Source organism: Mesorhizobium sp. P2_A12 (genome assembly GCF_056405075.1).
Genome location: NZ_JBFUCU010000012.1, coordinates 329,497 through 346,764, shown reverse-complemented (window position 1 = coordinate 346,764; position 17,268 = coordinate 329,497). Strand labels below are relative to the sequence as shown.

Here is a 17,268-nt window from a genome sequence, read left to right as displayed (position 1 = left end):
CGCACGCTCTTGCGGGCTGGCGGCAGGTGTCGCGAACGCCGCCGCGATCGTCATGAAAGCGGCGGAAGACAGCTCAACAATCGCGCAGCTGCGCGACAGGCTGCGCAAGCTTTATCACGGACGCACCCCGGCGGCTTTCCGCTTCCAGCTGGTGGCTGTCGTCATCGACCTCGCCATCATTGCTTTCTTCATCGCGACGCCGGTCCTTCAGGACAAGCCGTCATTCCTCTGGCTCGACTATGCGGTGGCCGCGCTGGTTGCTGCAGACATGGCCGCCCGCCTGCTGGCGTCGAACGACATGTTGCGGTTGATGAAGCAGCCGACATCGTGGGTCGATGCCTTCATCCTCTTGACGCTGCTGATGCCGACGGCGCTCGCCAATCTCGGCTTCCTGCGTATCCTGCGGCTGTGGTCACTGTCGCGCAGCGGGTCGCTATGGCGGCATTTCGAAATGCGCGGACTGTGGCCTTGGCGGGAGGCGAGCCAGGCGGTCATCAATCTCTTGACCTTCCTGTTCGTCATCACCGGCTTCGTCTACACCTTCTTCTTCCGCACCGGGACGGGGCTCGAAAACTATATCGATGCGCTTTATTTCACCGTCGCCACAGTGACGACGACAGGCTTCGGCGACATCGTCCTGCCGGGCATGGCCGGCAAGCTGACCGCGATCGCCACCATGATCATCGGCATTTCGCTGTTCGTGAGGTTGGCGCAGGCGCTGTTCCGTCCCCACAAGGTATTCTTTCCTTGTCCGCAGTGCGGGCTGCAGCGGCACGAGCCCGACACCGTCCACTGCAAGGCCTGCGGCCACCTCCTCAACATACCCGACGACGGCAATTGACCGGCTTGAAACCCATCCCGCCGGAGTACACAGGTTATCCGCTCAAAACTGCGGGCCACCTATCTGGCTGTAGTTGACGCCGCCGAAGCTGATCCCGGTCAGGCCGGGAGCCGCCATCTTGCGCTTGTGACCATCGCGGCAGTCGAACACGGGCCACTCCGTCTGTTTGCAAGGGATCTCGCGGCACATTCGGCTCAGGCAATCGCCCTCGGTGAGCAAGAACAGGCTGTTGCCCAGGCGCCGAACCGTGCTTCCGTCGTCGGAACGCCAAGTCCAGGGAATGCGCAGCGAGGAAATGAAATCGCCGACAAGGCTACCGGTTCCGGAATGCGCGCGCAGGCTTGTTCGATAATGTGCCATGGACGCGGAATAGTCTGCCACGACCGTCGGGCCATAGGAGGAAGCCATAGCGCCATCCGACTCGAGAAGGTGCGTTCCCGCTTCGGCTTCCGCTTTGCCGGTAGCTACCAGCGTCGACATCAGTAAAACAGCGACGATCACAAGAGGCATCGTTGCACCATCTCACGCTTGCTCTCTGTTTCCAGGAGCGTCTCATCCCGCCGCCCCAGCTGCAAGGCGGCAACGTCGGATCAGGGCACGAAATTGTCGTAGACTCAATCTCCCCCGGACTGGATCAGGGTCTGTGACGCGGCGATCTTCGCCGGTTGTGGCGCTTTTCGCTGCAGATTGAGCAGATTGCCCATCAGGATCAGCAGTGCGCCACCGGCGGTGAAGGCGTCGATCTGCTCCTGATAGAGCAGCCAGCCGATCAGAGCCGACAGCGGCACGCGCAGGAAATCCATCGGCGAAATCACGGTGGCGTCGGCATAGGCAAGCGCCCGGGCCATGCAGAAATGCGACGACATGCCAGTGAAGGCGATCAGCAGGATCCAGGGCCACAGCTCCAGCGACGGGTTGCGCCACTCATAGAGCGCCGGGACGAGGCCGAGTGCCGACTGAATGATCAGCATCCAGAAGATGATGCGCACGACTCTGTCCGTGCGCGTCAGCGACTTGACCAACACCAGCGATACCCCGAAACAGACGGCGGCACCGAGCACGACGAGATGTCCGGGATCGACCGCGCCGACGCCGGGGCGCACGATAATCACCACGCCGATCAGCCCCAGCACAATCGCCGCAAGTCTGGGCCGGGAGAGCCTTTCGCCAAGAAAAGTCACCGCCAGGATAGCCGTCCAGATCGGTGTGGTGAATTCGATCGAGATCAACACCGCCAGCGGGATCAGCGTCAGCGCGTAGAGCCAGGCCGCCTGGCCGGTATAGTGGATGACGTTGCGGGCGATATGGGCGACGGGGCGCTGCGTGCGCATGGCTGCAAAGCCGCCGCTCATCATCACCAGCGGCAGAAGGATGAAAAAGCCGATCACCGAGCGCAGTTCCAACACCTGGAAGACATTGAGCTCGGCTGTCGTGGCGCGTCCGGCGACAGACATCGCCAGGAACGAGGCGATCGACAGCGCCATCCAGAATGCGGCCTTGGGGATGGAGGGGGTGGGGACCATGCCCGCTATCTCGCAGGCCGGAGCCCTTGCCGCAATCGCTAGAGGCTGCATTCTTCTGGGCCAGTGACGATGCCTGGATGTTGCAAAACAGTCATGCTGCGGTCGGAACCCGATACCGCAACAGGCGTTGAGTCTCGATATTGCCGTGCCTTGCCTTGCAGGCCGTCCTGCCTTTCCAGATCGACAAGGAGAGCTTTGATGAGATCATACGCGCAAATAGGGCTTGCTGGCTGTCTGTTGGCCGCGGCTGGCACGGCACATGCCGACGAAGCCAAGTTTCTCCAGTCGTTCAATGGCAATTTCGCTGGCAAGGGAACTGTCCAGGTAACCACCGATGTGCCGAACGTTAATGTATCCTGCAGCTTCAAGTCGAATGCGACCTCAACCTCACTCTCGCTGGATGGCAATTGCCGCGGTCTCGTCTTGGTAACGCGGGCTATCAGCGCCAACTTGAAGGTCATAGGTGCGAAGTACAACGGCGTCTATGTCGGGTCTCGCACCGGGCCGGCACAGCTGAGTGGCAGCCGCTCCGGCAACGCGATCAATCTCGGCATTGGCTGGGCCAAGGAGGTCAATGGGGATCGAAAGGCGCGGATGACGGTCGAGAAGAAGGGCGAGAACGGCATCCAGCTGACTGTCACCGACACCGACCCGAAAACCGGCAAGAGCGTGGTGACGAGCAGGATCGATCTGCAGCGCACCTGACGGATGGGCCGCGATATTCAGGTGATGCGGCGTGAGGTACGCTCCGCTCCGGTTCTCGGAAGCCAACATTCTCGGCTCGGCCTGACGTGAATCTCAACAAACCCAACAAGCAAGGTCAGTCCTCGAGCGGCTCCGGCGGGTGGGCGTCGCGGCCCTTGCCGAAAGTATAGCCGGTTTCCACCGCCCTGCGGCCGAACTTGTCGCGCAGGGCATCGATGGCGCTTTCAGCCATGGCGCGTTTGCGTGACTGGACGTCGACCAGGTCGGGCGGGTCAGCCTTGTCGTCGTCCGAGAGGTCGCTGACGCCGATGCCGAGTAGCCGATATTTCGTGCCGTCGGTTTCCTTGCGCAGGAGTTCCACTCCGGTCTGGAAGATGCGATCGGCGAGCCGGGTCGGGTCGCCGAGCTGGCGGTTGCGCGTGCGCAGCTTGAAATCCTGGGTCTTCAGCTTCAGCACCACGGTGCGCCCGGCGATGCCGGATTTCTTCAGCCGTGCCGAGACCCTCTCCGAAAGCCCCCTCAGCACCGCGACAAGCTCATCGAGCGAAGCGATGTCCGTGTCGAAGGTGGTTTCGGCCGATACGCTCTTAGCGTCCTGGTCAGGATCGACGCGGCGGACGTCCTCGCCGCGCGAAAGGCGGTAGAGCCGGTCGCCCATCGTGCCGTAGCGGCGCATCAGGTCGCCACGATCCATCTGCTGCAACTGGCCGATGGTGCGGATGCCGTCGCGCTCCAGCGTGGCGTTGAACGCCTTGCCGACACCCCAGATCATCGTTACCGGCTGGGCTGCCAGGAAGCCGACCGCCTCAGCCTCGCCGATGACCGAGAAGCCGCGCGGCTTGCGGAAATCCGACGCTATCTTGGCGAGGAACTTGCAGTAGGACAGGCCGGCTGAAACGGTGATGCCGATCTCCTTCTCGACGGCAAGCGCGAAGCGCGCCAGCACCACTGCCGGCGGCAGGCCGTGCAGACGTTCGGTGCCGGCGAGGTCGAGAAATGCCTCGTCGATCGAGAGAGGCTCGACCAGCGGCGTCAGCGCCTGCATCATGGCGCGCACCTCGCGGCCGACGCGCACATATTTTTCCATGTTGGGGCTGATGACGACCGCCTCGGGACAGGCTTCGAGCGCTTTGAACATCGGCATTGCCGAGCGCACGCCCTGGATGCGGGCGATGTAGCAAGCGGTGGAGACGACGCCGCGCTTGCCGCCGCCGATGATCAGCGGCTTGTCCTTGAGCGCTGGATTGTCGCGCTTTTCGATCGCCGCATAGAAGGCGTCACAATCGATATGGGCCAGATGGAGCCGGTAAAGCTCGGGATGGCGCGCCAGCCGGGGGCTGCCGCAGCGTTCGCAACGGCGCGTCTGGCTGCGCTGAAACGTCAGGCAGTCGCGGCAAAAACCGTGATCGGGATTGTTGACAGGGGCCGCCATCGCTGCGAACATAAAGAGAACAGAAGCAATGGTACGACAGTGCAAGGCCTGCGACAAGGCTGGCCTGGGGAGAACGCATGAGCACGACCATAGCACCGCTGGCGCCTGAACTCTGGGCGGATTTCGAGGACCTCTTCGGCAAGCAGGGCGCCTGTTATGGTTGCTGGTGCACGCATTTCCGGCTGGCGCCGGCGATACGGCGTGAGAGCAGCCGGGAACGCAACAAGGACCACATCAAGGCGCGCATCGAAGCTGGCCCGCCGCCAGGCCTGCTGGCATTCGAAGACGGCAAGGCGGTCGGCTGGATGCAGATCGGGCCGCGCGCCGACGTGCCCGAATGGAACAATCAGGGCAGGGGGTCGGCACCAGTCGATGCCGCCGACGCCATGGATCCGGCCGTGTGGGCGATCTCCTGCTTCTTCATCCGCACCAAGGCGCGCGGCAGGGGCATCACGCATAGCCTGGTCGAAGGCGGTATCGATTTCGCGCGCAGGAATGGCGCGCGGTTGGTCGAGGCCTGCCCGATAGACCTGTCCCGGGATTCGCGTTCGATCGGCCTGTTCGTCGGCTCGTCGCGGGTCTTCGAGAAGGCTGGTTTCGAGCGGCTTGTCGAGCGCAAGGCCGGCCGGCCGCTGATGCGGCTTGTGCTATAATCAGCTTTTGCGCCTTGGCGGCGTTGTATCTCACCTTGCGGTTGTGGCGGTAATTTCATACCAGACGAACGAGGCGTTCCTTCCAAGACGCGTTGCACGGAAACGGATTCAGTCGACGCGCTTTGGGCTTTTGTTTTATGCATGTCGTTGTCCCAAACCGCTGCGCGCTTTTGGGCACTATTAGGTCAAACGGAGAATTCGCGTGAACCGTGCCCTGCCATTCGTTTTTCTTCTTGCGTTGAGCGCGCCTGCTTTCGGCCAGACCGTCGACAGCCAGGGTGCGAAGCAATTGTCCGAAGACCTGGCCCGCTATGTCGGCAAACAGGCGCTCGACAAAGGCATTCTGAAGGTGTCGCTGGAAGGCGATGCCTACAAGATCCTGTTTGATTTCAAGGCGCTTGCCGGATCACTGCCAGATCAAAAGCTGCTGAAAGTCGACGTTGCGCCCTATGCCCTGATGGTCAAGCCGCGCAGCGACGGATCCTGGGATGTCTCGATGGATTTTTCGCAGAGCGCTTCCTTCGAGTTCAACGGGCCCGAGGGTCTGCAAAGCACGCAGTTTTCGATCAAGGAGGGCAAGGGTTCCGGGGTCTACGACCCCAATCTGGCGGCCTTCACCAGCGGCGGCAGCTCGATGGCCGGTATGACGATGGCATCGAAGGATGCCAAACAGCATATGGAAGCGAGCACCGGCGCCGGCACAGCAACGATCACCGCGACCAAGTCCGCGACCGGGGGTGTCGATTTCACAACATCGCAAAAGGTGTCTGATTTCGTCGAAACGATAAATTTCGACGATCCTGAAAGCGGACTGAAATTCCCGGTCAACGTCAAATCGCCGGAGCTGTCGGTCGAGGCCAGCGGCAAGGGAGTGCGGACAAAGCCGCTGCTCGATCTCCTGGCGTTTGCCGTGGCCAATGAAGACGAGACGACGCTGAAGGCAAACCAGGCGCAACTCAAATCGCTTCTGCTCGCCGCCTTGCCGGTTTGGGAGCATGTCGAGGGAACCTACGGTTTCAGGGATTTCACGGTGGAAAGCCCGGTCGGCAATTTCGGCGCGACGCAACTCAGCACTGCGTTCGCGTCCGACGGCGTCGCCCAGAACGGCAAGATCAGGTATGCCATCAAGGCGTCGGGGCTGACCGTGCCGCAACAGCTTCTGCCGAGCTGGAGCGTTGCGCTGTTGCCCACCGATGTCGACCTGAACTTCGGCGGCGCCAATATCGATCTCGACAGCATGGCGAAGAAGGCGATCGAAGCCTTTGATCTCAATCAGAATCCGCCGCTGTCGGCTGATTTCGGCGACCAGCTCAAAGCCGACTTCATGGCCAAGACGCCGAAGGTCGTCATCGGCCACAGCACCGTGAAGAACAAGGATACGGAGATCGCCTTGGAAGGCGAAATGACCTTCCCCGACGAGAAGCCGGAGGCAAGCTTGACGGTCGACGTCACTGGCTTCGACAAGCTCGTCGAGGGCCTGCAGACGGCGGCAAAGTCGGAGCCGGAGGTGGCGCAGTACGTACCCGCAGCTCTCATGGTGAAGGGTTTTGGCAAGACGCTGCCCGATGGACGCATCGAATGGGTCGTCAACGCCAAGGCCGACGGTTCGGTGATGGTCAACGGCGTCATGGTCAAGCCGGCCGATCCGGCCGCGGATGATAGTGTCGATGACAGCGGCGACGACAGTGGGGACGACAGCGGCGGGGCGGGAGCGAAGCTGAATCCCTGAGGGCTGGCCTCTATCTCTCTGTTTTGGCCTCTCTGTTTTGGCGCAATTCCGGGCGGAAAACCGTTTCAAACTTTTTCCTGGAATTGCGTTAGAGCCCCAGCGCGTTCGCAATCTTCGGCGCGGCTTCGTGCCAGTCCTGGACGACGATGATGTCGTCCGGCACCGGCGGCAGGAATGCGCGCAGCGAATTGTCGGCCATCAGATGGAACAGGCCGGCATCGGCGACGGATGCCCGCACCGACGCCAGATTGTGCGGCTGATCGTCGACGAAAACCACCGGCCGGCCGGTCTTGCCGCGAAGCCTGGCCACTGCCGGTCCCTTGGCCATTTCAGTGGTCAGGAGCGGGTAGCTCAGCCCGAGTGCATCGAGATGGGCGCGACGCACGGCACGGTGCTTGTGCGGCATGGCCGTCAGCAGAATGATCTCGGCGCGATCGCCCAATCCCGTCAGGGCATCCGCGGCACCGTCGGTGATACTCTGCCAGTCGGCTTGGGCGTCAAAGAAATCGCCCAGAAGTGCTGTGACTTCTGGCTGTTCGATCAGGCGGCCGCTCGCCGTTTCGGCGATGTTGCCGGTCAGCCGGAACGAGGCCAGCGTCAGGCCGAAACCACGCGCCTTGAGGAAATGCGGGAAAGGGCGGATGAATTCGAGCACCACGTCGTCGACATCGAGCACCAGCAGCGGGCGGCTGTCCGCCGCCAGTTCCTCGATCTGGCGCGCTGTCTCGGGATCATCGCTCATATGGAATGCTCATGGTTGTCGTCGCCCAGCGGCAACGCCCGCAAGGCCTTGCCGACAGCTGCCGGCGGCGTGCCGGTTTCCTCGGCAAAGCGCATCAGCGTCGGCTCGTGGGCGAGAATGAACTGCAGGACGCCAGCCAGGAATCCTGGTTCGCCGGCAGCCTTGCGGATCGAATGCGCCTCGATGCCGGTGATTGCCAGAAAGCGCGGCAACAGCTCCGGATCGGAGGCGACGAAGCCCAGGGCCTTCACCGCAATCGATTCCGCTTCCTCGCGCATTGACGCTGCGTTTGCCATCACTACCTTCGGTGTGTGGAATGAGTCTCTCCCGCAGTAATGGCAAGAGATGCTTGCGGCAAGCCATTAGAGCGGCGCCCGAGGTGGAATCCAGACAGCTTTTTGCGCCACGGATTTCCGTTTCGTCAATGATATTGCCGTAGAGTGACGCAGGGTTTGGTGCGTCTTGAGATGGACGCATGACGGCCGCCTTCGAGCGGAAGGACGGCCGGGACGGGATATCGATGCCGAAGAAGGTCATGATCGTCGAGGACAATGAGCTCAATATGAAGCTCTTTCGGGACCTCATCGAAGCAAGCGGTTACGAGACCGTGCGCACCCGCAACGGCCTGGAAGCGCTCGATCTGGCGCGCAAGCACCGGCCGGATCTCATCCTGATGGATATCCAGTTGCCTGAAGTGTCGGGGCTGGAGGTAACCAAATGGCTGAAGGAGGATGACGAGCTGCACGTCATCCCGGTCATCGCGGTGACCGCCTTCGCAATGAAAGGCGACGAGGAACGCATCCGCCAGGGTGGCTGCGAAGCCTATATCTCCAAGCCGATTTCGGTGCCGCGTTTCATCGAAACCATCAAATCCTATCTGGGCGATGCATGATGCGGCCCTCCAGCCAAGCCGGAGCCTTGTGACATGACTGCACGGATCCTCGTCGTCGACGACATCCCTGCCAATGTGCGGCTGCTGGAGGTCCGGCTGCTGGCCGAGTATTTCGAGGTGTTGACCGCCACAAACGGGCCGGACGCCATCGAGACCTGCGAGAATGGCAAGGTCGATGTCGTGCTGCTCGACGTGATGATGCCCGACATGGACGGGTTCGAAGTCTGCCGGCGGCTGAAGAGCGACCCGGCGACGTCGCACATTCCGGTGGTGATGATCACCGCGCTCGACCAGGTTTCCGACCGCGTGCGCGGGCTCGAGGCCGGCGCCGACGATTTCCTGACCAAGCCGGTTAACGACCTGCAGCTGATGACGCGCGTCAAGAGCCTGGTCCGGCTGAAGTCGCTGACCGACGAGTTGCGGCTGCGCGCCTCGACGACGCGCAACATTGGTATCGAAGAACTGCTGAGCCGCAATTTCGCCTCCGAGGACACGACGCCGAAAGTGCTCTTGATCGACGAGCGCAAATCCTCGGTCGAGCGCATCCAGAAGATGCTGCGCGACCGTGCCGACCTCGACGTCACCAGCGATCCGCATGCCGGCTTCTTCCAGGCCGCCGAGACGCCTTACGAATGCGTGATGATCTCGACGGCCTTTGCGGATTTCGATCCGCTCCGGCTCTGTTCGCAGTTGCGCTCGCTCGACCGCACCCGTTTCGTCCCGATCATCCTGCTGGCGGAGGCGGGCGAGGACGAGCGCATCATTCGTGGCCTGGAGCTCGGCATCAACGACTATCTGATGCGGCCGATCGACCAGCAGGAACTGACGGCGCGGCTGCGCACCCAGGTGCGCCGTAAGCGCTACAACGACCAGCTGCGCGCCAGCGTCACCCAAACCATCGAAATGGCGGTGACCGACGGGCTGACCGGGCTGCACAACCGCCGCTATCTCGACAGCCATCTGCAGACGCTGTTCGATCGCGCCGTCGCGCGGCGGCGGCCGCTGTCGGTGATGATCACCGATCTCGACCGTTTCAAGTCGATCAACGACGCACACGGCCATGACGGCGGCGACGAGGTGTTGCGGGAATTCGCGCGACGGCTGCGCAAGAATGTCAGGGGTATCGACCTTGCCTGCCGCTTTGGCGGCGAGGAGTTCGTCGTGGTGATGCCGGACACCGAGGGTTCGGTTGCCGAAAAGGTGGCTGAACGCATTCGCGCCGAAATCGCCCAGGCGCCTTTTGCCATCGGCCCCGACGGCAAGACGACCGAAGTCACCGTCAGTGTCGGCGTGTCGTCTGTGCTGAAGGGGGTGGACACGGTGGCGGCGCTGATGAAACGTGCCGACCTCGCGCTCTACGAAGCCAAGAGCGGCGGCCGCAACCGCGTCGTCGCCAAGGCGGCGTAAACCGCAAAGGCCCGATTATCCAGTCAACCCGATAGGGTTACCCGTTTACCTTAATCCAAGCGATTCGCGAGCCTTGGTTAAGAAATGGTTGATTTTCATAAGCTCTTGCGCAAGTGTGCAGGCCAAGACGAAGCCGGCACGAGGATAGACAGCCGGCTCGATCCCTAGAAATACCCCATGATGCTCAGGTCCGCCGCATCTCCTGGGTCCGTGGGGTCGGCCGGCCGGCGCTGGCACATAGTGGCCTCCTCGTACCGCTGCCAAACGCCGACCGGCCCCCTCTCCAGACAGAACATCAAAGCTCCGTGCCGAGGCACGGATTGCTCTGCTCTTTTCGTGTGAAAAATCCGGGTCCGATTCTCTTCGATCAACAGCGAGCCAAGTGACGCGCCCTTGTCACTGCGCGAGCAGTTTCGTTCGTGGCTGGCGACCTGAAGGGAAGAGTACTCTCTCCACTTCATACATATGGCGCACAACGGGATTGCGGCAAGACCCGGCTCCTCCCGTAAAACCGTCGGCCTGAACAACGGTAAGAAACGGGAGTGACCGTAATGCCTGTAATGACCGATCATGCGGTGGTGATTGCCGGAGGCGGCCCGACAGGGTTGATGCTGGCAGCAGAACTCGCCCTGGCGAATGTCGACGTTGCCATTGTCGAGCGGCGTTCCAACCAGGAGCTTGTTGGCTTGCGTGCGGGCGGCCTGCATGCTCGCACGATCGAGGTCCTGGATCAGCGTGGGATCGCCGACCGGTTCTTGTCGCAAGGACAACGCTTTCAGGCCGTCGGCTTCCACATGATCCGGCTGGATATCAGCGACTTTCCAACGCGGCACAACTGCCTGCTCGGGCTGCGTCAAAACCACATTGAACGGATATTGGCCGGCTGGGTCGACGAGTTGAGAGTGCAGATCTACCGCGGGCAGGAGGTTGCGGTGTTCGCGCAAGACGACAGCGGGGTCATCATCGAGTTGGCCAATGGCCAACGTATGAAGACACATTATCTGGTGGGCTGTGACGGGGGGCGAAGCATCGTCCGAAAAGCAGCCGGCATCGAATTCGCGGGATGGGATCCGACGATGAGCTGGATGATCGCCGAGGTCGAGATGTCTGAGGAGCCGTCGTTGGGCTTTCGGAACACCGACTCCGGTATCCACGCTTTGGGCAAGACCGGGGAGGGTGGGACAGTCGGCGTCGTGCTGACAGAACCGCGACTGAAGACCGGGGGAGAGCCCACGCTTCGCGATCTCAGCAAGGCGCTGGTTGCCATCTATGGGACCGACTTTGGTGTCCACAGTCCGACCTGGCTCTCGCGCTTCACCGATATGACAAGGCAAGCCGCAGCCTACCGCGACGGACGCGTCCTGCTGGCGGGCGATGCCGCGCACATCCATCCCCCGATGGGCGGGCAGGGCCTCAACATCGGTGTGCAGGATGCGGTGAACCTCGGCTGGAAGTTGGCGCAGGTGGTCAAGCGGATCTCACCGGAGAGCCTCCTCGATACCTACCATGCCGAGCGCCACCCGGTCGCCGCCCGTGTCCTGCAGAACACGATGGCGCAGGTTGCGCTTCGGCGTATGGACGACCGCGGCAAGGCGATGGGCGACATCGTTGCCGACCTGCTCGGGATGGACGAACCGCGCAGACGGATGGCCGGCGAGATGTCCGGTCTGGATGTTCACTACAATCTTGGCGAGGGGCATCCTCTGCTTGGCCGGCGGATGCCCGACCTCGACCTGCTGACTGCCAGCGGCCCGCTGCGGGTCTTTGCCCTGCTGCACAATGGCCGGCCGGTCATGCTCAACTTCGGTCAGCCACGCGGCTTCGACATGACGCCGTGGGTGGATCGGGTGCAGCAGATCGACGCCACATATTCCGGACCATGGGAGCTTCCGGTCCTTGGTCCCGTCGCCGCTCCGACCGCCGTGTTGATCCGGCCCGACGGCTATGTGGCCTGGGTAGGGGATGGAACCCCTCTTGGGTTTGCCGAGGCGCTGACCGCATGGTTCGGCCCGCCTGCCGTGGCGCCACAGCCACAATGAAGTCGACGCACGTAACCTCCTGAAATGCATCGCGTCGCCGCTTGTGGCGGCGCGGTCTGCTGACAACCGATTGACAGGAGCTTTTTTCCATGCAGAAATTGGTTGGACCATTGGACCACTTGGAGAGAGCGTGGACCAGAACAGCCTGCCACCCATTCAGACGACGGCGCGCGATGACGCCGTGCTGAAGGCGTTGGTCGGGTTTGTTCGCGCCGAAGCCTTGCAGCCCGGCGAACGACTTCCGACAGAGCGTATTCTGGCCGAACGGCTGAAGGTCAGCCGCAACACGGTGCGTGAGGCGCTGACGCGCTGGGAAGGGCTCGGTCTGGTCGAGCGCCGGCAAGGCAGCGGCACCTATCTCAAGGCGGCTGTCTCACCCGACATGCTGCATATGCCGCTGACGCTGGCGGGCGGCAATGATTTCACCAGCCTGATGCAGACGCTGGAAATCCGCCGCGCGCTGGAGGCCGAGGCCGCCGCACTCTGTGCCGAGCGTGCAAGCCAGACCGACATTGCCGAGATCGCGCGCAAGCTCGACATCATGGAGCAGGCGTTTCGCACGCGCGACGGCATGTCGTCGGAAGAGGACTGGGAGTTCCATCAGGCGATCTACCGGGTCTCGGGCAATCCGCTGTTCGAGCAGATCATCGCCGCAATGCATGAGCTGTTCCACCGTTTCTGGGAGCATCCGCTCGGCGTGCGCGACTTCGGCCACGCCAGCTTTCCCTATCACCGCACCATTTACGAATGTATCGCCGCGCGCGACCCGCAGGGCGCCCGCGCCGAGGCGCTCAAGCTGATAGCCACCGTCGAGGACGATCTGAAGCGCGGCGCGGCCAAACTCAAACTTTCGAGCCAGACATGACCGAGCACCCATCCGGTTTCGACCACGATTATCTCGCCGAGGCGGCAACGCTGCTGGCGCATGACGAGCCATTCCCGGGCGGCGCGGTGGTGCCGCCGATCTACCAGACCTCGCTGTTCACCTTCGCCAACTATGCCGAGATGGCCGACACCTTCGCCGGCAAACGAAAGCAGCCGATCTATTCGCGCGGCGACAATCCGACGGTGATGGAGTTCGAGGCGCGTGTGGCCGCGCTCGAGGGCGCTGAGGCCGCGCGCGGCTTTTCCAGCGGCATGGCCGCGATCAGCGCCACCGTGCTTGCCTTTGTTGGCGCCGGCGAGCGCATCGTGGCGGTGCGCAATTGCTACGGCGATGCCTACCGGCTGTTCGAGCGGCTCTTGCCGCGGCTCAACATCAAGGTCGACTACGTCGATGGCTCCGACCCGGACGCGGTCGCGGCGGCACTTCCCGGCGCCAAGCTGCTCTACCTGGAAAGCCCGACCTCGATGATGTTCGAGCTGCAGGACATCGCGCATCTGACGCGGATGGCCAAGGAGCAGGGCATCGTCACCAGCATCGATAATTCTTGGGCGACGCCGGTGTTCCAGAAGCCGATCACGCACGGCGTCGACCTGGTGCTGCACTCGGCCTCGAAATATCTCGGTGGCCACAGCGACACCGTCGCCGGCGTCGTGGCGGGATCCGCCGCCCATATCAAGCATATCAACGAGCAGACCTATTCCTATCTCGGCGGCAAGCTGTCGCCGTTCGAGGCCTGGCTGCTGCTGCGCGGCTTGCGCACCCTGCCGCTCCGGCTGCCGCACCACATGAAGAGCGGCCTGACGCTCGCCGAGCGGCTGAAGGCACATGCCAATGTCGAGCGCGTCAACCATCCAGCCTATTCGAACCATCCCGGCAAGGCGACGCTGGCCGGCTATGCCGGGCTGTTCTCCTTCGAGGTGACGGACGATATCGACATCCCCGTCTTCGTCGACGCGCTCAACTATTTCCGCATCGGCGTCAGCTGGGGCGGGCATGAGAGCCTTGTCGTGCCTGCCAAGGCGTCGCTTGAGCAGACGCCGGGCCTGAATTCGATGGCGCGCTTCGGCGTCAGCCCCCGAACCATCCGCTTCAATGTCGGATTGGAAAGTGTCGAAGACCTGTGGGCGGACGTCGCCCAGGCCTTCGAAAAAGCCAGAAAATAACAAGCGGGTTCAAAATGGGAGTCTTGAACATGAAAAAACTGACCGTCATGCTTGCCACCGTCGCGGGGCTGGCGATTTCCGCCGGAAGTGCTGTGGCCGATTCGACCCTCAAGATGGTCGAAGTCATCACCAGCCCGCCGCGCACCGAATTCCTGAAGAAACAGATCGCCGAATTCGAAACCGCCAATCCCGGCGTCAAGGTCGAGCTGATCTCGCTGCCCTGGGGCCAGGCCTTCGAAAAATTCCTGACCATGGTGCAGGCCGGCGATACGCCCGATGTGGTCGAGATGCCGGAACGCTGGATGGGCCTCTATGCCAACAATGCCCAGCTTGAGGATCTCGGCCCCTACATGGCCAAGTGGGACGACGCCAAGACGCTCGGCGAGCGCGCCAAGCAGTTCGGCTCGACCGTCAACAACACGCAGTTCATGATCCCGTACGGCTACTATGTGAACGCGCTGTTCTGGAACAAGAAGCTGTTCAAGGAAGCCGGTCTCGATGGCCCGCCCGCAACGCTCGACGATTTCATCGCCGACTCCAAGAAGATCTCGGCACTTCCCGGCAAATACGGTTACTGCCTGCGCGGCGGCCCGGGTGCCTTCAACGGCATGCACATGTTCATGAATATCGCCGCCGGCAAGGGCGGCTATTTCAACGAGGATGGCACCTCGACCATCAACGACGAGGGCTCGGTCAAGGGTCTGCAGATGCTGGCCGACATGTACAAGAACGGGCTGGCGCCGAAGGATGCGGTGAGCTGGGGCTTCAACGAGACGGTCACCGGCTTCTATTCCGGTACCTGCGCCATGCTTAACCAGGATCCGGACGCACTGCTCGGCATCGCCGACAAGATGAGCGCGGACGACTTCGCCGTGGCGCCATTGCCGGTCGGACCGAGCGGCAAGTCCTATCCGACGCTCGGCTATGCCGGCTGGGCGATGTTCGCCAACTCGCAGCACAAGGACGACGCCTGGAAGCTGATGGCGACGCTTTTGTCCCCCAAGGACAATCTGGAATGGGCCAAGGAGGTCGGCGTCGTCCCGATCCACAACGGCGCCGACCAGGATCCCCATTTCAAGACCGAACAGTTCAAGGGCTGGTTCACGGAGCTGAGCGACACGTCCAAGTACGAAATGGTGACGCCACCGACGCATCTGGAGAACCTCGGCAATTTCGTCGACCAAGTGGCTATCAAGAATTTCCAGGAAGTGCTGCTTGGCCAGAAGACGGCCAAGGACGTCGCCGACCAATGGGCTGCCTTCCTGACCAAGGAACAGCAGGACTGGCTGGCGAAGAACAAGAAGTAGTTTTGTTCCCTTCTCCTGTTCATTGGAGAAGGTGTCACGAAGTGACGGATGAGGGGCGGCGCCAAGTTCAGCGAGCCTGCGCTGCTCCTCATCTGCCTGCCGGCATCTTTTCCCTGCAAACGGGGAGAAGGTCGCTCTCCATCAGCCCCAACGATTTCCGGAGCCGATCCACAGCCAATGACCTATGCCGTGTCCGAAATACGATCCGCCGGCAAGCCGCGTCGCAAGTGGCTATCTCACGCCGCCATCGAGCCCTGGCTCTATCTCAGCCCGGCGATCATCCTTCTGGTCGTGGTGCTTCTGGTGCCGCTGGTCATCGGCATCAGCTACTCCTTCCGAAAATTCTCGGCTTTCAAGTCGGAATATGTCGGGCTCGGACAGTATCGGGCGATGCTGTCGGACCCGGTGCTGGGGCAGGCGCTGGTCAACACGCTGTGGTGGACGGTCGCCAGCCTGTTCTTCCAGTTCTTCCTCGGTCTTGGCCTGGCGCTGCTGCTCGACAAGCCATTCCCAGGCCGCAAGGTGGTGCAGGCCCTGGTGTTCCTGCCCTGGGCGGTGCCGTCCTTCCTGTCAGGCCTGACCTGGGCATGGCTGTTCAATCCGATCATCGGCCCATTGCCGCACTGGCTGTATGCATTGGGGCTGAAGGCCGAACCGACCAATGTTCTGTCCGATCCCTCGACCGCCATGTGGGGGCCGATCGTCGCCAATATCTGGTTCGGCATTCCATTCTTCGCCATCACGCTTCTGGCGGCGCTGAAATCCATTCCATCGGAATTGCATGAGGCGGCGGCGATCGACGGCGCTTCGCCCTGGCAGCGCTTCACCAAGGTGACACTGCCGTTCCTGGCGCCGACGATTGCCATCACGGTGATGCTGCGCACCATCTGGATAGCCACCTTCGCCGACCTCATCTTCGTCATGACGGAGGGCGGACCGGCAGGCTCGACCAACACGGTGCCGGTCTACATCTATGTCAGTGCCTTCAAGTCGCTGGACAAGGGCTATGCCTCGGCGGTGGCCGTGCTGCTGCTCGTCCTGCTCATTGCCTATGCGATCGCGCTGATCGGCATCCGCCGCACACTGGTGAGGCACGTCTGATGATCGCAGGACGCTCAGCCTCGCAGCGCATCTTCGGCGGCATCGGCCTCTACGCCGCCATCGCGGCTTACGTGATCTTTGCGCTGTTCCCGATCTATTGGACGCTGAAGATCTCGGTCACGCCGGAGCGGCTTCTCTATTCCGAAGGCATCACCTTCTGGCCCTCGCAGATGACGTTGCAGAACTTCGTCACCGTGCTCGAGGCCACCGATTTCCCGCGCTATTTCCTCAACAGCGTCGTCGTCTCGGTGTCGACGGCGGCACTGGTGACGGTCATCGCCACGCTCGCCGGTTACGCCATGTCGCGCTTCACCTTTCGCGGCAAGGCGGCACTGGCCCTAATGCTGCTTTTGACCCAGACCTTCCCGCTGGTGATGGTCATTCCGCCGATCTACCGCGTGATGGGGCAGATCGGCCTGATCAACAGCCTGACCGGGCTGATCATTATCTACACCGCCTTCAACACCGCCTTCGCCACCTTCCTGATGCAATCCTTCTTCGACGGCATCCCGAAGGACCTGGAAGAGGCGGCGATGATCGACGGCTGCACGCGCGCGCAGGCGATGCGCAAGGTGATCGTGCCGCTGACGCTGCCCGGCATGGGTGCGACGCTCGGCTTCGTCTTCACCGCCGCCTGGAGCGAGCTTCTGTTCGCGCTGATGCTGATTTCCAGCGACGACCAGAAGACCTTCGCGGTCGGCCTGCTCACCTTCATCGGCAAGTTCGCCGTCGACTGGGGACAGATGATGGCGGCATCGATCCTGGCGCTGATCCCGGTCTGCATCTTCTTCGCTTTCCTGCAACGCTATCTCGTCACCGGCCTGACCGCCGGCGCCGTCAAAGGATAG

17 protein-coding genes are annotated in these 17,268 nt (G+C 62.3%); 12 read left to right on the top strand and 5 right to left on the bottom strand.

The annotated features are described in order from the left end of the window. Positions 1–52: 52 nt before the first annotated feature. Entirely contained in the window at positions 53–841 is a 789-nt protein-coding gene (locus tag AC1DZU_RS24200; RefSeq protein ID WP_477289015.1) for a potassium channel family protein, read from the top strand. Positions 842–883: 42 nt separating this feature from the next. Here the strand turns inward: AC1DZU_RS24200 and AC1DZU_RS24195 are convergent, their stop codons facing one another. Together AC1DZU_RS24195 and AC1DZU_RS24190 are read right to left on the bottom strand one after the other, a co-directional pair. Continuing rightward, the gene (locus AC1DZU_RS24195) at positions 884–1,351 is read right to left on the bottom strand and encodes a hypothetical protein (protein ID WP_477289013.1); all 468 of its coding nucleotides are present in this window, start codon (positions 1,349–1,351) and stop codon (positions 884–886) included. A 104-nt stretch (positions 1,352–1,455) separates the two neighbouring features. Next, complete coding sequence (locus tag AC1DZU_RS24190; RefSeq protein ID WP_477289011.1) at positions 1,456–2,364, bottom strand: DMT family transporter; 909 nt, start codon at positions 2,362–2,364, stop codon at positions 1,456–1,458. 198 nt (positions 2,365–2,562) lie between these two features. Here AC1DZU_RS24190 and AC1DZU_RS24185 point away from each other — a divergent pair, with 198 nt between their 5' ends. Further along, positions 2,563–3,069: a hypothetical protein gene (locus AC1DZU_RS24185; protein ID WP_477289009.1), complete on the top strand. Its 507-nt coding sequence runs from the start codon at positions 2,563–2,565 to the stop codon at positions 3,067–3,069. 115 nt (positions 3,070–3,184) lie between these two features. Here AC1DZU_RS24185 and AC1DZU_RS24180 read toward each other — a convergent pair whose 3' ends face one another. Continuing rightward, the gene (locus AC1DZU_RS24180; protein WP_477289007.1) at positions 3,185–4,513 is read right to left on the bottom strand and encodes a DNA polymerase IV; all 1,329 of its coding nucleotides are present in this window, start codon (positions 4,511–4,513) and stop codon (positions 3,185–3,187) included. A 65-nt stretch (positions 4,514–4,578) separates the two neighbouring features. On the opposite strand from AC1DZU_RS24180, the gene AC1DZU_RS24175 reads away from it, so the two are divergent. After that, positions 4,579–5,154, top strand: a complete 576-nt coding sequence (locus AC1DZU_RS24175) for a GNAT family N-acetyltransferase (RefSeq protein WP_477289005.1) — start codon at positions 4,579–4,581, stop codon at positions 5,152–5,154. 202 nt (positions 5,155–5,356) lie between these two features. Then, positions 5,357–6,883, top strand: coding sequence for a hypothetical protein (locus AC1DZU_RS24170; protein WP_477289003.1), 1,527 nt, complete (start codon positions 5,357–5,359; stop codon positions 6,881–6,883). 88 nt (positions 6,884–6,971) lie between these two features. Here AC1DZU_RS24170 and AC1DZU_RS24165 read toward each other — a convergent pair whose 3' ends face one another. Both AC1DZU_RS24165 and AC1DZU_RS24160 read right to left on the bottom strand, forming a co-directional pair. Then, positions 6,972–7,625 carry a hypothetical protein gene (locus AC1DZU_RS24165; RefSeq protein WP_477289001.1) on the bottom strand — a complete coding sequence of 218 codons (654 nt, stop codon included), beginning with the start codon at positions 7,623–7,625 and terminating at the stop codon, positions 6,972–6,974. Then, on the bottom strand, positions 7,622–7,921 hold the full coding sequence (locus AC1DZU_RS24160; RefSeq protein ID WP_095087927.1) for a DUF3572 domain-containing protein: 300 nt from the start codon (positions 7,919–7,921) through the stop codon (positions 7,622–7,624). The genes AC1DZU_RS24165 and AC1DZU_RS24160 overlap by 4 nt, the downstream gene beginning before the upstream one ends. Before the next feature lie 224 nt (positions 7,922–8,145). On the opposite strand from AC1DZU_RS24160, the gene AC1DZU_RS24155 reads away from it, so the two are divergent. From AC1DZU_RS24155 to AC1DZU_RS24120, 8 genes are all read left to right on the top strand, one after another. Continuing rightward, positions 8,146–8,517 carry a response regulator gene (locus AC1DZU_RS24155; protein WP_095088146.1) on the top strand — a complete coding sequence of 124 codons (372 nt, stop codon included), beginning with the start codon at positions 8,146–8,148 and terminating at the stop codon, positions 8,515–8,517. A gap of 33 nt (positions 8,518–8,550) precedes the next feature. Continuing rightward, entirely contained in the window at positions 8,551–9,924 is a 1,374-nt protein-coding gene (locus AC1DZU_RS24150) for a PleD family two-component system response regulator (RefSeq protein ID WP_477288998.1), read from the top strand. Between the two features lie 560 nt (positions 9,925–10,484). After that, positions 10,485–11,963, top strand: coding sequence for an FAD-dependent monooxygenase (locus AC1DZU_RS24145; protein WP_477289243.1), 1,479 nt, complete (start codon positions 10,485–10,487; stop codon positions 11,961–11,963). Positions 11,964–12,093: 130 nt separating this feature from the next. Continuing rightward, positions 12,094–12,828, top strand: coding sequence for a FadR/GntR family transcriptional regulator (locus AC1DZU_RS24140; RefSeq protein ID WP_111546382.1), 735 nt, complete (start codon positions 12,094–12,096; stop codon positions 12,826–12,828). Continuing rightward, the gene (locus tag AC1DZU_RS24135) at positions 12,825–14,012 is read left to right on the top strand and encodes a PLP-dependent transferase (RefSeq protein WP_477288996.1); all 1,188 of its coding nucleotides are present in this window, start codon (positions 12,825–12,827) and stop codon (positions 14,010–14,012) included. Before AC1DZU_RS24140 ends, AC1DZU_RS24135 begins: the two co-directional genes overlap by 4 nt. A 29-nt stretch (positions 14,013–14,041) precedes the next feature. Further along, on the top strand, positions 14,042–15,319 hold the full coding sequence (locus tag AC1DZU_RS24130) for an ABC transporter substrate-binding protein (protein WP_477288994.1): 1,278 nt from the start codon (positions 14,042–14,044) through the stop codon (positions 15,317–15,319). 177 nt (positions 15,320–15,496) lie between these two features. Next, a complete protein-coding gene (locus AC1DZU_RS24125) occupies positions 15,497–16,420 on the top strand; it encodes a carbohydrate ABC transporter permease (RefSeq protein WP_477288992.1) in 924 nt (307 codons plus the stop codon). Continuing rightward, positions 16,420–17,268 (top strand): carbohydrate ABC transporter permease, encoded by an 849-nt coding sequence (locus AC1DZU_RS24120; protein WP_477288990.1) that lies wholly within the window; start codon positions 16,420–16,422, stop codon positions 17,266–17,268. Before AC1DZU_RS24125 ends, AC1DZU_RS24120 begins: the two co-directional genes overlap by 1 nt.

Bases quoted from the DNA above. Each gene is read 5' to 3' on its own strand.
- AC1DZU_RS24200 (WP_477289015.1), top strand. From the start codon at position 53: ATGAAAGCGGCGGAAGACAGCTCAACAATCGCGCAGCTGCGCGACAGG.
- AC1DZU_RS24195 (WP_477289013.1), bottom strand. From the start codon at position 1,351: ATGCCTCTTGTGATCGTCGCTGTTTTACTGATGTCGACGCTGGTAGCT.
- AC1DZU_RS24190 (WP_477289011.1), bottom strand. From the start codon at position 2,364: ATGGTCCCCACCCCCTCCATCCCCAAGGCCGCATTCTGGATGGCGCTG.
- AC1DZU_RS24185 (WP_477289009.1), top strand. From the start codon at position 2,563: ATGAGATCATACGCGCAAATAGGGCTTGCTGGCTGTCTGTTGGCCGCG.
- AC1DZU_RS24180 (WP_477289007.1), bottom strand. From the start codon at position 4,513: ATGTTCGCAGCGATGGCGGCCCCTGTCAACAATCCCGATCACGGTTTT.
- AC1DZU_RS24175 (WP_477289005.1), top strand. From the start codon at position 4,579: ATGAGCACGACCATAGCACCGCTGGCGCCTGAACTCTGGGCGGATTTC.
- AC1DZU_RS24165 (WP_477289001.1), bottom strand. From the start codon at position 7,625: ATGAGCGATGATCCCGAGACAGCGCGCCAGATCGAGGAACTGGCGGCG.
- AC1DZU_RS24160 (WP_095087927.1), bottom strand. From the start codon at position 7,921: ATGGCAAACGCAGCGTCAATGCGCGAGGAAGCGGAATCGATTGCGGTG.
- AC1DZU_RS24155 (WP_095088146.1), top strand. From the start codon at position 8,146: ATGCCGAAGAAGGTCATGATCGTCGAGGACAATGAGCTCAATATGAAG.
- AC1DZU_RS24150 (WP_477288998.1), top strand. From the start codon at position 8,551: ATGACTGCACGGATCCTCGTCGTCGACGACATCCCTGCCAATGTGCGG.
- AC1DZU_RS24145 (WP_477289243.1), top strand. From the start codon at position 10,485: ATGACCGATCATGCGGTGGTGATTGCCGGAGGCGGCCCGACAGGGTTG.
- AC1DZU_RS24135 (WP_477288996.1), top strand. From the start codon at position 12,825: ATGACCGAGCACCCATCCGGTTTCGACCACGATTATCTCGCCGAGGCG.
- AC1DZU_RS24130 (WP_477288994.1), top strand. From the start codon at position 14,042: ATGAAAAAACTGACCGTCATGCTTGCCACCGTCGCGGGGCTGGCGATT.
- AC1DZU_RS24125 (WP_477288992.1), top strand. From the start codon at position 15,497: ATGACCTATGCCGTGTCCGAAATACGATCCGCCGGCAAGCCGCGTCGC.
- AC1DZU_RS24120 (WP_477288990.1), top strand. From the start codon at position 16,420: ATGATCGCAGGACGCTCAGCCTCGCAGCGCATCTTCGGCGGCATCGGC.